The 13,125-nt window shown below is 63.9% G+C and carries 14 protein-coding genes; 1 reads left to right on the top strand and 13 read right to left on the bottom strand.

Going from position 1 to position 13,125, the window contains the following annotated elements:
• Positions 1-19 precede the first annotated feature (19 nt).
• The 4 genes from ACXMDM_RS12580 to ACXMDM_RS12565 form a co-directional block, all read right to left on the bottom strand.
• A complete protein-coding gene (locus tag ACXMDM_RS12580) occupies positions 20-922 on the bottom strand; it encodes a phosphoribulokinase (RefSeq protein WP_071799841.1) in 903 nt (300 codons plus the stop codon).
• Between the two features lie 44 nt (positions 923-966).
• On the bottom strand, positions 967-2,040 hold the full coding sequence (gene leuB / locus ACXMDM_RS12575) for a 3-isopropylmalate dehydrogenase (RefSeq protein WP_071799840.1): 1,074 nt from the start codon (positions 2,038-2,040) through the stop codon (positions 967-969).
• Positions 2,041-2,105: 65 nt separating this feature from the next.
• The gene (lpxD, locus tag ACXMDM_RS12570) at positions 2,106-3,161 is read right to left on the bottom strand and encodes a UDP-3-O-(3-hydroxymyristoyl)glucosamine N-acyltransferase (RefSeq protein ID WP_071799839.1); all 1,056 of its coding nucleotides are present in this window, start codon (positions 3,159-3,161) and stop codon (positions 2,106-2,108) included.
• Positions 3,121-3,906: a chitin deacetylase family protein gene (locus ACXMDM_RS12565; protein WP_071799838.1), complete on the bottom strand. Its 786-nt coding sequence runs from the start codon at positions 3,904-3,906 to the stop codon at positions 3,121-3,123. Before ACXMDM_RS12565 ends, lpxD begins: the two co-directional genes overlap by 41 nt.
• Before the next feature lie 469 nt (positions 3,907-4,375).
• Between ACXMDM_RS12565 and ACXMDM_RS12560 the strand changes: the two genes are divergently transcribed.
• On the top strand, positions 4,376-6,427 hold the full coding sequence (locus tag ACXMDM_RS12560; protein WP_083544335.1) for a mechanosensitive ion channel family protein: 2,052 nt from the start codon (positions 4,376-4,378) through the stop codon (positions 6,425-6,427).
• Between the two features lie 25 nt (positions 6,428-6,452).
• On the opposite strand, the gene proB is transcribed toward ACXMDM_RS12560, so the two are convergent.
• The 9 genes from proB to ACXMDM_RS12515 all read right to left on the bottom strand — a co-directional run bounded on the left by proB (position 6,453) and on the right by ACXMDM_RS12515 (position 13,086).
• On the bottom strand, positions 6,453-7,565 hold the full coding sequence (gene proB, locus ACXMDM_RS12555; protein WP_071799836.1) for a glutamate 5-kinase: 1,113 nt from the start codon (positions 7,563-7,565) through the stop codon (positions 6,453-6,455).
• Positions 7,562-8,077 carry a YqeG family HAD IIIA-type phosphatase gene (locus ACXMDM_RS12550; RefSeq protein ID WP_071799835.1) on the bottom strand — a complete coding sequence of 172 codons (516 nt, stop codon included), beginning with the start codon at positions 8,075-8,077 and terminating at the stop codon, positions 7,562-7,564. Before ACXMDM_RS12550 ends, proB begins: the two co-directional genes overlap by 4 nt.
• The gene (locus ACXMDM_RS12545; protein ID WP_071799834.1) at positions 8,074-8,631 is read right to left on the bottom strand and encodes a DUF3727 domain-containing protein; all 558 of its coding nucleotides are present in this window, start codon (positions 8,629-8,631) and stop codon (positions 8,074-8,076) included. Before ACXMDM_RS12545 ends, ACXMDM_RS12550 begins: the two co-directional genes overlap by 4 nt.
• Positions 8,628-9,107, bottom strand: coding sequence for a Holliday junction resolvase RuvX (gene ruvX, locus ACXMDM_RS12540; RefSeq protein ID WP_071799833.1), 480 nt, complete (start codon positions 9,105-9,107; stop codon positions 8,628-8,630). Before ruvX ends, ACXMDM_RS12545 begins: the two co-directional genes overlap by 4 nt.
• 29 nt (positions 9,108-9,136) lie before the next feature.
• The gene (locus ACXMDM_RS12535) at positions 9,137-10,183 is read right to left on the bottom strand and encodes a hypothetical protein (protein WP_233830955.1); all 1,047 of its coding nucleotides are present in this window, start codon (positions 10,181-10,183) and stop codon (positions 9,137-9,139) included.
• 126 nt (positions 10,184-10,309) lie between these two features.
• Positions 10,310-11,512, bottom strand: coding sequence for a F420-0:Gamma-glutamyl ligase (locus tag ACXMDM_RS12530; RefSeq protein ID WP_399253066.1), 1,203 nt, complete (start codon positions 11,510-11,512; stop codon positions 10,310-10,312).
• Positions 11,513-11,599: 87 nt separating this feature from the next.
• A complete protein-coding gene (locus ACXMDM_RS12525; protein ID WP_499569732.1) occupies positions 11,600-12,394 on the bottom strand; it encodes a hypothetical protein in 795 nt (264 codons plus the stop codon).
• A 12-nt stretch (positions 12,395-12,406) separates the two neighbouring features.
• Entirely contained in the window at positions 12,407-12,568 is a 162-nt protein-coding gene (locus ACXMDM_RS12520) for a hypothetical protein (RefSeq protein ID WP_186437647.1), read from the bottom strand.
• Positions 12,565-13,086, bottom strand: a complete 522-nt coding sequence (locus tag ACXMDM_RS12515) for a hypothetical protein (protein WP_186437646.1) — start codon at positions 13,084-13,086, stop codon at positions 12,565-12,567. The genes ACXMDM_RS12520 and ACXMDM_RS12515 overlap by 4 nt, the downstream gene beginning before the upstream one ends.
• Positions 13,087-13,125 lie beyond the last annotated feature (39 nt).

The raw sequence follows: 13,125 nt of genomic DNA, 5'->3' as shown, positions 1-13,125 counted from the left end.
ATGGCGCCAGCCTAATCGCTCAGGCGTGGTTGGATTTGTCCTTGATCATCCGGCCGATGATCGGCGTCAGGATGATCTCCATCGCGAAGCCCATTTTGCCGCCATTGACCACAATGCTGGTCGGGCTCGACATGAAGGAGTCGTGGATCATGCGCAGCAGATAGGAAAAATCGATCCCCCACTTCTCGCGGGCTCCCTTGCGGAAGTGAATGATCACGAAGCTTTCATCCGGGGAGGGGATGTTGCGGCAGATGAACGGGTTGGAGGTGTCCACCGTGGGCACCCGCTGGAAGTTGATATCGGTGCGGCTGAATTGGGGACAGATGTGATTGATGTAGTCAGGCATGCGGCGCAGGATCGTATCGACGATCGCCTCGGCCGAATAGCCACGCTCGGCGTTGTCACGGCTGATCTTCTGGATCCACTCCAGATTGGCGATCGGCACCACGCCGATCAGCAGATCGACCAGCGCGGCCACGTCATAGCCCTCGCCCACCACGCCACCGTGCAGGCCTTCGTAGAACAGCACATCGGTGTCTGGGGAGATCGGCTCCCAGGGGGTGAACTGACCGGGATCCAGGCTGGTGCCAAGCCGGCCGTTGTGCTCGGCGGCTTCCTCGGGGCTGTGCAGGTAGTAGCGCTTCTCGCCGTTGCCGGTTTTGCCGTAGGTGCGGAACAACTCTTCGAGCTTGTCGAAGACGTTGGCCTCCGGTCCGAAGTGCGAGAAATTCACGCCCGCTTCTTGGGCCTTGGCCATCTCCGCCTTCATCGGAGCCCGCTCGAAACGGTGATAGCTGTCACCTTCCACCACGGCCGGCACGATTCCTTCGCGATCGAAGATGTGCTCGAAGGCGCGTTTGACAGTGCTGGTCCCGGCGCCGGAAGAACCGGTGACAGCCACGATCGGGTGACGCTTGGACATCGGCGAGCGCGAGGAAGGGGGATCTGAGTTTCGCAGGTCGCCGGTTAGAGGGCCGCCAGCACCAGCTCACCCATGCGCTGACAGCCCACGGCGGCCTCGCCGCTGCCGGCCAGATCGCCGGTGCGATGGCCAGCGGCCAACACGGCGTCGACAGCCCGCTCCAGCTGGTCGGCGGCTTCGCCTTGCTTCAGGCCGACGCGCAGCAACATGGCGGCTGAGAGTGCCATGGCCAGGGGGTTGGCCCGATCGAGGCCGGCGATGTCCGGGGCTGAACCATGCACCGGCTCAAAAACTCCCGGCCCGCTGGCGCCGAGCGACGCTGACGGCAGCATGCCGATGCTGCCGGTGAGCATGGCGGCTTCATCGCTGAGGATGTCGCCGAACAGGTTGCCGGTGAGCAGCACATCGAATTGCTTCGGGGCCCGCACCAGTTGCATCGCGGCGTTATCCACATAGAGGTGGCTGAGCTCCACTGATGGGAATTCGAGCGCGATCTGCTCGACCCGGTCACGCCAGAGCTGGCTGACATCGAGCACGTTGGCCTTGTCAACACTGCAGAGCCTGCCGCCGCGCTCGCTCGCCAACTGGAAACCAACCCTGGCGATCCGGTCGATTTCGAAATCGCTGTAGGCCATCGTGTTGAAGGCCCTCACCTGGCCATCGGCCTCGATTCGGCCCTTGGGTGTGCCGAAGTAGATGCCACCGGTGAGCTCACGCACCACCAGCAGATCCACCCCCTCGATCACTTCGGCCTTGAGGCTGCTGGCGCCGGCCAGAGCCGGGATGATCTTCACCGGCCGCAGATTGGCGAACAGCTCCAGGCCAGCGCGCAGGCCGAGAAGGCCGCTTTCGGGGCGCTGCGCCCTGGGCAGGCTGTCGTAGCGAGGGCCGCCGATCGCCGCGAGCAGCACGGCGTCGCTCTGGCGGCAGGCCTCAAGTGTGCTGGCCGGCAATGGCTCCCCGCAGGCGTCGATCGCGGCGCCACCGATCGGCTGGCTGTCGTATTCCAGGGCAAAACCGTGCCTGGCGCTCAGCGCATCCAGCAGCCCCCGGGCCACCGCCGTGATCTCCGGGCCGATGCCATCGCCGGGCAGAAGGGTGATCCGGTAACTGGTCATGCAGGTGGCCGGTCTTGATCAATCAGCGAGATTACCGGCCGGGTTGCCCTGCCCCCCTTGTGCCGTCAGGGTTCCTCCGGAGCTGGCCCGGAGCTGGCCCTCAGCTGGCGCACGCTGCGGGCCAGCTCCGGAAGTTTGTTGAAGACGGCGGAGCAACGCAACCACAGCCGGTTCGGGATCGCCGGGTAGCCACTGACCACCTCGCCGGCGGCGATTTCACCATGGATTCCGGATTTGGAGGAGGCAATGGCCCGATCGCCGATCACGGCACGGTTGGCCACGCCCACCTGGCCCGCCAGGATCACACCGTTGCCAAGCACGGCGCCACCGGCGATCCCCACCTGGGCCGCCAGGGCACAGCCCCGGCCGGTGATCACGCCATGGCCCACATGCACCAGGTTGTCAATTTTGGTGCCGGCACCGATGCGGGTCTCGCCCACCGTGGGGCGATCGATGGTGGAGCCGCAGCCCACTTCCACCCCCTCCTCCAGCACCACCCGGCCGGTCTGGGGCATCTTCACCCAGCCGGAGGCGGTGGGTACGAAACCAAAGCCCTCGGCACCGATCACCGCGTTCGACTGGATGACACAGCCAGCCCCGAGCTGGCTGCCGGGATGGAGCACCGCATTGGCATGGATCTCGCAGCCTTCAGCCAGCTGCACGTTGTCGTAGAGCACTACGCCGGGATGGAGGGTGCAACCGCGGCTTACCGCGCAGCCGGCACCGATCACGGCGCGGGCACCCACGTGCACCTCGGCGGCCAGGCTGGCGGCTGGATCCACCACGGCGCTGGGGTGAATCCCCGCTGGCTTGGTGGCCTGGGGGTGGAGGGCGGCAAGGGCCTCGGCGAAGCCCAGGCGCGGATCCTTGAGTGCCACCCAGGCCAGCCCCCGCTCGGTGGCCAGGCGCTGCAGGTCGGCGTCGAGGGGCAGCAGCAGGGCGGCGGCGGCGCTGGCTGAAAGGGCGGCCGCCAGGGCGTTGCCGGATTCGAGGAAGGCCAGCTGGCCGGCCCCGGCGCGATCGAGGGCTTCAGCGCCGCTGAGCTCAGGATCGGCCGCCAGGTGCCTGGGGCTGCTCTCCTCAACGGCGCTGATCCGATCGAGCAGGCTGCTGAAGCGCATTTCCCTTCGGGCGGACGGCCCGGATCGTAGGCCCCACCTCCGCGAGCAGCTCGTGCAGCGGTACAAACCGGTAGCCCCGGCGGCGGAGGTCGGGAACGATCCGGCGAAGGATCAAGGCGGTGCGGGCGCTGAGCTCTGGGGTGTCGTGCAGCACCAGGATTCCACCGGGGTGGGCATTGATCCAGATGAACAGGCGCATGAACCACAGGGGTGGCCGCAGGGTGTCCCAGGGGAAGATCGAGCCGAGCACCAGGCGATAGGGGCCGCCGGCGAGCCAGTCATCCATCTCCCTGTGAAACCAGCCGCCGCCGGGGCGGAACCAGCGCCAGCTGGGCTGGGCTGGGGCAACGGCACGCTCGATGGCCTGCTCGGTCCGGCGCAGCTGGTCTTCGAAGGCTGGCCTGGACAGGGCGATCGCCCGTTCGTCACGCCAGAGATGGTTGCCGAGTTCGTGGCCCTGCGCCAGCGCCCGGCGGGGGAAGGGCTCGTCGCGCTGCAGATGGGAGCCGATCAGGAAGAAGGTGGCCGGCACCCCTAACTCCTGAAGCAGTTCGAGAATGGCGCCTGAGCCGGCGCCGCTCGGTCCGTCATCGATGGTGAGGGCCAGCCGCTTCTCTCGGTCCGGCCCCACAAAGATCATCCAGGGGTTCAGGGCAACCAGCAGGACACGGATCACCAGAGAAGGAAACAGCAGGACCAGCAGCGCCAGCCCCAGCAACAGCAAACTCAGGATTAGGACAGCCATGGGCGGGCTCATCGGAAGCGCCTGTTAATGGCAAGTGTGCGGCGTGAGCATTTTGGTGTGGGCGGTTTGGTGTGGCGTGAGCGGAGTCTGGATCTGAGCGAAAACAACTTGAGCTGAAGTTGACTTCGTTGGAAGCCAACGTGAGTGGAAGCAGGCTTGTGTTGAAGGCGGCCACCAAGTATGTGCCTTTTGAACTCCAGTCTTCCCAGGGTCATCAGCACTTAAGGGAACCTTATTCGAAAGGTGTGCCCTGATGAGCTGACGCTGGCCCCGCATGAGTGTCTTCAAGACTGCTTATGTTGCCTTTGGGTTGTCAAGACAATCGAAAGGACAGCAGCCTTCAATCTTTCGCTGACTTGGCCTGAATGGCTTGCGCTCACTGCCGTTGATCCGTCAGCTTCTTTTGGGACAGCATCGGCACTTGGGTGAGCGATACAGTTGTCAATCATGCGATCAAGGGTCCCTGTTGATGTTGGCAAAAGAGAAGGCAGTCAAGAAGCAGTGGCCTTTGTTTCTGCTGGCTGGCATCCTGGCGATTGTCCTGGCTTCCTTCTCTCATGCCCATGCGCAACTACCGCTCTCCGGTGGGGAGAGTTCTGTTACAACAACGTCTGCCAAGCAATGGTGGGATCCACGCCAGGCCCAACGCTGTGGGCGCAGGTGGTGTAGTCGAGTGGTCATTCCGTATATTTCAAGCGAAAGAACTGATGCACGATTGATCGTCGCTGTTCAGCTGGAGCCTAATACAACAGAGGATGAAGTCATTGAGACCGTGGAGCGACGGTCGGACACGATTGAACAAAGTTTCAGCGCTGTCGTGGCGCAGCTGAGGCGTTCAACAAAACAATGGGCAGAACCCGGGGATCGACATGGCGTTGATCAGAGCCCGGTGGAAGGCAAGGCGCCCGTTTTCTGGTTGGTAACGACGCCTAAGCCGGTCAACAAAGCCACCCCAAGCATAGAAATTGGCAAACAGAACAATGCCACGGTTGTCTTTGCGGTGGCTGATCGAGACATTGATCTATCTCAGCAAATTATTGCCACAATCACTGATGTTGATGCTGACAATGCCGGCACAACAACGCAAGAATTGGCTGAGAAATGGAAGGAGGATCTTCGGGCCTCTCTCAACGGTGCGGTTTGGGGAGTCGCCTTTGATGCCCGGTATCCCCTGGGTCGCCCAATCCTTGCCGCTGGATTCACGGCTGTTGCCTTTACTGCCTTTGTGCTCCTCTCGAGCCTGAGCAGGCTGCTCCGAGACCGGATTCGTGCCATTCAATCCAGTCTGAATCAACTGGAATCAGCGGCAAAACAAGCGGCCATGAATCCTGATGGACCTCCCCAAGGAGGCGCCGATCCGCTCGCGAAGACCGAGCACTCCTCAATGGCGTCGAATGTTTCGAGGCGCTTCAAACTTTCAGTTCCGCTGCGTCACAAACGGAATGTCTTTGCCAGAGCCCTGCGACGGTTCGGCAGGACAGTCCAGCAGATGGGTCACAAGCCACCTCAGAAGGCCTCTGGGATCGGGTCTGAGGACTACAGGTCCCTTCAGCGGATCAAAAGTCTCTGGAATATTGCACTTCAGCTCGTCGATCTTCTGCTGCTGAGTACGATTGTGGCTGGGGTTATTTCTGTTTTATTGATCTGGCCAAGTAGCCGTACGACCACGTTGGCCCTTGCCCAGCAAGCTATTCTTGTTCCATTGATCTGGTTGTTGGCTTCCCTTGCTCAGCTGGTGATTGTTTTGATGATTGATCACACGATCAATAATTGGGTTCGTGATTCAATCCTCCAGCATCCAGGTTCTAATCGCTATCAGATGCGTGCAACCACCTATGCAAAAGTGCTTAAAGGGATCGGTAGGTTGACATGCATTCTTTTTGGAATCTATGCCACGATGTTAATCGTTGGAATTGACCCAGCCGTCCTCGCGGGAGCGGGGGTGGTGGCCATTGCCATTGGCTTTCTCTCCAGGAGTTTGCTGGAAGACATCGTGAATGGAATTATGATCCTCTCAACGGATCGATTCGCGATCGGCGATATCATCAATGTGGACGCCTCTGGTGGATTCGTTGAAAATATGAATCTGGCCACCACCCAACTACGATCCGCTGGGGGTGAGCTGATCACCATTCCCAACAGTGAAATACGCACGGTTTCAAATCTTTCCAAAGATTGGTCACGGGTGGACTTTGAAGTGGAGGTGTCTGCCGATGCCGATCTGCGCCAAGCCCTTGCAGTGATCAGGCAGGTTGCTGATGATATGGAAGCCGATCCAGAGTGGCAGGCACTGATCCTTCATCCCGTGGAGATCTTGGGAGTCGACGCAATCAAGCACTCTGGTCATTTGCTACGGGCTTGGATCACCACATCACCGCTGAAACAGTGGGTCGTCGGCAGAGAGTTCAGGCTGCGGATCAATGAGGCGTTCCACCTGCATGGCATCAGCCTCGGTGTCCCCCACAGGCAGATTGAAATGCATCAGAATCGAACGAGTGAGACAAGCTCTGGGTCCAACTGAGCGCGTTGATTGGCGCCCATGTTGTTTAACCGGCTAGGCAGGTGAGCACCAGCTGATCGCGGTGCACCACCGCATCACCTACAGCCCCCAGTTGGCGGCGCACCTCATCGCTGCTGAGGCCCATGATCTGGCGCAATTCCTCGCTGCTCAGGGTGCACAGGCCCTGGCCCAGTTCCCGCCCGTCGCTGGCCAGTAGGCGCACAGCCTCGCGCCGCGAAAATTCACCCTCAACGGCGCGGATGCCCACCGCCAATAGGGAGGCGCCCTGGCGCAGCAGGGCGCGCTCAGCGCCCGCATCAATGCGCAGGCTGCCCTTCACCAAGAGGGCATGGGCCAGCCAGCTCTTGCGATCGGTCAGGGGTGTGGTGCTGGGCTGGAACACCGTGCCCAGCTTTTCGCCGGCGAAGAGGGCGTCGAGCACCGCCGGATCACGGCCATCGGCCAGGCGCACCCGGATTCCGCTGGAGGTGGCGATTCGGGCCGCCGTCAGCTTGGTGGTCATGCCGCCGGTGCCCCACTGGCCGCCGCCTTCAGCCACATGGCTGAGGCGTGCCAGTTCGGCCAGATCCTGCACCTCCTCGATTGGCCGGGCCTGGGCATCGGTGCGGGGATTGCCGGAATACAGCCGGTCCACATCGGTGAGCAGCACCAGCTCATCGGCGCCGATCGCCACGGCTACCAGCGCCGAGAGTGTGTCGTTGTCGCCGAAGCGCAACTCATCGGTGGCCAGGGTGTCGTTTTCGTTGACGATTGGCACCACCCCCCAGCTCAGCAGCTGCTCCAGGGTGCGGCAGGCGTTCTGATAGCGGCGCCGGGAGGCCAGATCACCGCGGGTCAGCAGCACCTGGGCCACCAAGGCCCCGTGGCGTGCGAAAGCAGCCTCGTAGAGCCCCATCAGCCGGCCCTGGCCAATGGCTGCGGCGGCCTGTAGAGCCACCACCTCGCCAGGCCTCTGGGCCAGCTCCAGGGCGCGGCAGCCCAGCCCGACGGCCCCACTGGTTACCAGCGTGATGGCATCACCCTGGCGCTGTTGCTGGCTGAGGCTGGAGGCCAGAGCGGCGATCACGGCATCGGTGCTGCGTGACGCCGAGCCCCGCAGCAGGCTCGTTCCCACCTTGACAACGCGCCGCATGCTCATCGGTCCAGGCGGGTGCTGATCCAGCGGGCCAGGCGCAACTCCGCCCGTTGCAGGTGGTCGCGCTGGCAGGGTTGGCCCTGGGGGTCAACGGGCTTCACCAGCACGGTGAACAGGCCGAGTCGGTTGCCGGCCAGCACGTCGGTGAACAACCGGTCGCCCACCATGGCCACTTGGTTGGGAGGAAGGCCCAGCTCGGCCAGCACCTTGCGCAGGGCGCGGCGACGCGGCTTGCCAGCTGATGTGGTGAAGGGCAGATCAAGACGTTCAGCCACCGCACCGATGCGGCGCTTTGAGGGGTTGTTGCTGAACAGGTGCAGACGCATGGTCTGCTGGGCCCGGCGCAGCCACTGCTCCATCAGCGGCGGCAGTTCAGCTTTGTGGCGGGGCAGCAGGGTGCGGTCAACATCCAGGATCAGCGCCTTGATCCTCCCCTGGAACAGGCGCTCCAGTGGCAGTTCTGCCAGGCTGGTATCGAGCATCCAGCTGGGTTGGAGCAGGCGCTGGAGTCTCACCCCGCCAGCTCCCGTTCATCGAGCTCGTTCTCGATGCGCGGCTGAATTCGCTCGAATTCTTCACCTTCAACCACGATTCCTTCGCCACTGCCCTGCATCTTGGCGACCACGAAGAACGGATCAAGGGGAATGTAGAGGCCGTATTCACCGTTATCGACCATGAAACTCACCAGGAGTTCGTAGGTGTCGGTGTCGTCTTCGCTTTCCCCATCCTCGTCGTCGAGATCATCGGGGTCGGGCTCTTCCAGTTCGCCACTGACGGTGAGGGTGACGGCGGAGCGCACCAGGACCAGGTCATGTTCCTGCAGCACCACATCGGCCACCGACAGGATCGGCTCGCTGGCATCGATCGTGTCGATCAGCTCGGGCTCCTCATCCCCCTGCATCCTGAACAGGCAGACCGGGGTGTCCACCGGGGTGAGCAGGGCGTAATCCTGACCGTCCAGGGGGATCAGCTGCTCCAGAAAGCAGAGCAGTTGGCGGTCATGGCTGTCGCGGACGTTCACGGTGGGGACGTCCCCGGATTCTGTGATCGTCGGTCCTTCGGCAGTCATGGTGGATGGGGCAGACCCCTTAAGGATGTCTCAGCATCGGCCGGCTGGCTCTTGAGCCCGGTGGAGAGGCCTTGTGTCTGGGGTTCAGGACCTTCCAGTAGCCACTGCTCAAGCAGCAAAGCCGCTACGGCTGAATCTAAACGTCCACTGCGATCGCCATGCAGGCCGTGGCGCTCGCCGGCTGCCCAGCTGCTGCTGTGTTCGTTCACCCAGGCCAGGGGCAGGCTCAGTGCCTGGGCTAACGCCAGGCCATAGCGGCGGCAGTGCACGGCCTGGGCTGTTGTCTGCTGGCGCTCATCGAGGGGGAGTCCCACAACCAGGGCGCTGACCTGGCGTTGCTGAATCAGGGGCCGCAGCACCAGCAGGTCGCGGTTGAAGGGGCCCCGCAGCAGGGGGGGCAAACGGCTGACACACAGCCCCAGGGGATCACAGCCGGCCAGACCGATGCGCCGGCGCCCTACATCAAAGGCGAGCATGGAACGGGGCCGGGGGGGCTGAGCAGGGCTCAACGGCTGGAGCTGAGCACGGCGGATTCACGGCGAAGTCCATGGTTGGGCAACAACGGCGTCGGGACTGGCCTGCGGCGGGGCTTGAACGGTTCGAGCACGGTGTCGAACCGCCAGCGGGAGGCGGCGGTTCGCTCCAGATGCTCCTGGCGCCGCCAGACGCTGCGGCCCATCAACAATTCCTCACCCTCGGCAACGGCGCCGAGGTCCTGCAGCCAGCGGCCCCGGTCGCTGTCGTTGGTGTCACTGCGCAGCCGCACCTGATGGGCCCCTGCTGCCACCTGGGCCAGCATGCGAGCCAGGGGCGCTCCCAGCAGATGGGACCAGCCGGGATGGAGGGTCACTTCCAGCTCGTGCGGGGCCTGACCATGCCGGCGGAGACGGCGAACGCCAGCCACTGCCTGTTGACGTGTGGGGTCGACCCAGAGCAGGCCAGTGCCCTGGGTCTGATCCAGCAGGTCTTCGCAGCGACGATCCAGAAGTTGGCGCAGCTGGGCCGGGCAGGCCGCCTGCTCCAGATGCCAGAGCAGGGGAGCGGTGCGCCTGTTCAAGGAGCTGAGCTGGAGGTCGGCGGGAAGGCCATCGGCCCCTGCCTGCAGCCGAGCCGCTCGCCACGTCCAGATGGTCTGTTGGCGCAGCGGTTGAAACCCCTGTTCCCGCAGCAGGGCGAGGCGATCGAGCTGGCAGGTGCCGGCGGAAGCCATCCAGCTGGTCGCTCCCAAACGACCATGCAGGGCTTCCTTGAGCATGGCGGCTTCCACCTGCCGCTCGCTGGGATTGCCTGGCTCCTCGAGGGCCTGCTCGCAGACCCTCAACTGCTCGATCCCCCAGCAGCTGCCGCTGCGATTGAGGCGGCGCACGACGACGAGACCCAGAATCTTCTGGGGGTTCAGGAAGGCCAGGAGAATCTCAGGGGCCAGCGGAGGCCGGCTGACCAGGGCACTGAGCAGGCGCTCCGGTTGCTTCAGCAGCAGCGACCGCTGCAGCAGCGGCTGCAGATCGACAAATGCGGCGGACTGGAGCAGGGGCAGAGTCCAGCCCTGCAACGGCTCAATCCTGAGATCCGAAGACTGGGCGGGTGAATCACCTCCCGAAGTTCCATGGGGGGATGGGTGATGCACAAAATACGTCCACTACTTGAACTGTATCGGCAGCCCCCTGCTTGCCGCAGCTCAGGCCGGCCGCACCACCACCAGCGGCGTGCGCTCGTTGGCGTTGCCGGCCGGATTGGGCCGAAGGGCTCGCAGCAGCAGCCCTTCATCGCAGCCCTCACTGGAGGCGAGCACCTTGACCCGGCCGAGGTCGTTGACATCAACCACCGCCACCGGCACCCCGAGGGCGGCGGCGAGTTCGCGGCAGGTTTGTTCGGGCTGGCTGGGGCCCAGCACGATCGTCTGGTCGTAGGGGGGCGTGGTGCCCGTGATGTCATCGATCAGCCGGGCCTGCTCCCCGGCCAGGCGGTAGAACCAGCCTTTGCTACCCAGAATCTTCAGCACCAGCCCGGCCAGCCAGGCCACGAGCACCTGGGCTGGACCGACGTCGTCGATCAGGGTCTGCAGTCCGCAGGCTGTAGCCAGGCTGCTGGTGGGATGGAAGGCGCGGCAGAGCAGCCGGGCCAGGCCGGAGGGCTCGACCATGGCGGGATGGTTGTAACGGCCCTGCATCACCGCCAGGGGCGTTTCACCGATGGTGAGGATGTCCCCGGCCCGGAGCACTCCGCCGGCATAACGGCGCAAGACCTCGGCTGGATCGTCGAGCACCCCGAGCAAGTGGGTGGGCACCGGCAACACCGAGCAGCCTTCCCCCTGCCGCCAGGGGGCGGTGCCGGGATCGAGCGGTTCGGGCTTGCGCAGCGGGACCAGCACACCATCGCGGCGTTGCAGGCGGCCGAAGGGGCCGTAGTTGATCCAGAGGATCTCCAGCCAGAGGGTGTCGAGCAGGGCCGCGAGATTGGTTCCGGCTGCATTGGCTCCGGCTGGCGCCTTGATGTGGAGGCGCAGCCTGGCCTGGGTGGTTTTTTTTCCTTTGACGATGTAGGCGGCCCAATAGCCGTCCGGGCGGGCCTTTTCATCGGGATGCTCGGCCAGAACCTCGGTGGAGAGCTGCAGCCCGGCGAGGTTGGCGCGTCCCAGCAGGGTGGGCTTGAGCAGCAGCTCCGGCACCATCACTTCCATGCGGGCATGGGGGTTATGGATCCTCACCAGCCCCTCCACCAGCGCTTCGCTGGCGCCCGTGGTCACGGACCAGTCGGCGACGGAGAGACGCAAGGGAGAGGCGGGCCGCAACCGGTGTCGCAACTCCAGCCAGAGGAGGGCAAGGCCGAAGAAGCCGGCGCTGATCAAGGCGACCGAGAACAGTGAAGACAGGAAGGGCAAAGCGGAACTGGCGCAACCGGAATCAGCGGGAGCGTAAGCGTTGGCCCGATCCAGGGCAGAGCCTCTGGCCCCGGATCAGGATTTCAATCAGGCCGAGCCGAAGGCCACCTGACAGGCGGCATTGAGCAGTTCGGCTTCATCGGCACTCTGCGGCTCCTGGCCGTCGATCAATCCGGCATTGCAATCGGCTGAGAGTTGGTAGGTCTCACCGTTTTCATTTACCGCGAAGCTGACCACATCGGTGCCGGAGGGCTGCACGCTGCCATAAAGCAACTGGTAATCGCTGTTGGGCACAACGATGTAGGTCTGGTTGCTGGAGACGGCGTTATCGACGGCATTGTTGATGATCGCTGCGGTGGCCAGGGTCCCGACCCCCCACGTAGCCGCCCTTGCACCCCACCAGCCCCAAGACGGGGTGGACCAGCCGCCATACCAGCCGTGGTTCCAGGGCCGGGCAACGCCCCAACCCGGCCTGGCCCAGCCTGGCCGCACGTTGACGTTGTTGACGTTCACCCGTCGACCGTTCCAGTTGTTGTTGCGGTTGACGTTGCGGTTGACGTTCCGACTCACATTCCGGTTGACATTCCGGTTCAAGTTGGCGTTCTGCCCGCGATTGCCCTGACGGTTGGAGTTGCGGCTACCGGTGCTGGGGCGGTTGTTGCCACTGGGGCGATTGAGGCTGGGCCGGTTGCCACTGCTGCCGCGATTGCCGCTGCTCACTTTGTTGTTCCAGCCGCCGCTGGGCCTGGAGGATCCGCGGTTGAGCGATCCGCTGGCCTGGTGGAATCCCGTGCGGGAGCCACTCCCGGATCCCCTGGACCGGCCGCCGCCCGCCCCGGCTACCTCGGCTGCCGCCCCGTCCACCGCCTCCCCGGCCGCCACCGCCCCTGGCGATCAGGTGGTGCTGGAGCTGCTGGATTCAGCCGTTTCAGGCCTGTCACTGGCCACCCCTGGCAGGCTCAGGTGGGACGATCGATCAACGGCCAGGCCTGCCCCGGCCGGGACGAGCAGAAGACCGCTGAGCATCACGCTGCCCAGTCCATTGAATAGCTTCATTTCTTGATCCGCTCGCAGCCTTCGTCGTAGCAGGTGGTGTTGATGCGCCCATCCTCAGCGAAGAAGACCCGCACCAGATCCCTGCCGTCCATGGCGGTGGGATTGTCTTCGGTGATGCTGTTGAGGTAGTTGGGGTTCACCACACAGAGATCGAGGCCGTTGAAGCAGATCGTGTTGGTGGAGAGTCGGGCACCGGCCTGCTCGAGCGAAACCCACTGCTTGCCAGCGGGCATCCAGCGGGACATCCGGATCGGTTCTTCGCTGATGCGGATCGTTTCCGAGCGCGAGCCGATCTGATGGCGATACACCGTGGCGTCTCCAGTGTCGATCGCATCGACGGTGCAGTCGACCGGCTCGGCACCTTTGAGGCTGCAGGTGGTCTCGAGCTTGTAAATGAGCGTTTCTGCGGTCTTCTCAGCCGGTGCCTGCATTGTCGGGGTCTGGGCGACCCCGTCCGCTGGCAAGGCAACGGCGATCAGGGCTGCCCCTGCGAGCAGGCCCATGCGAAGGCGAGGCACCGGGCAAATCGACATGAAAGGGTGAAGACGAATCGACCG

The organism is Synechococcus sp. CS-603 (genome assembly GCF_977929215.1).
Note: the sequence above shows the minus strand (reverse complement) of the source record. Positions and strands in the feature narration are given on the sequence as shown.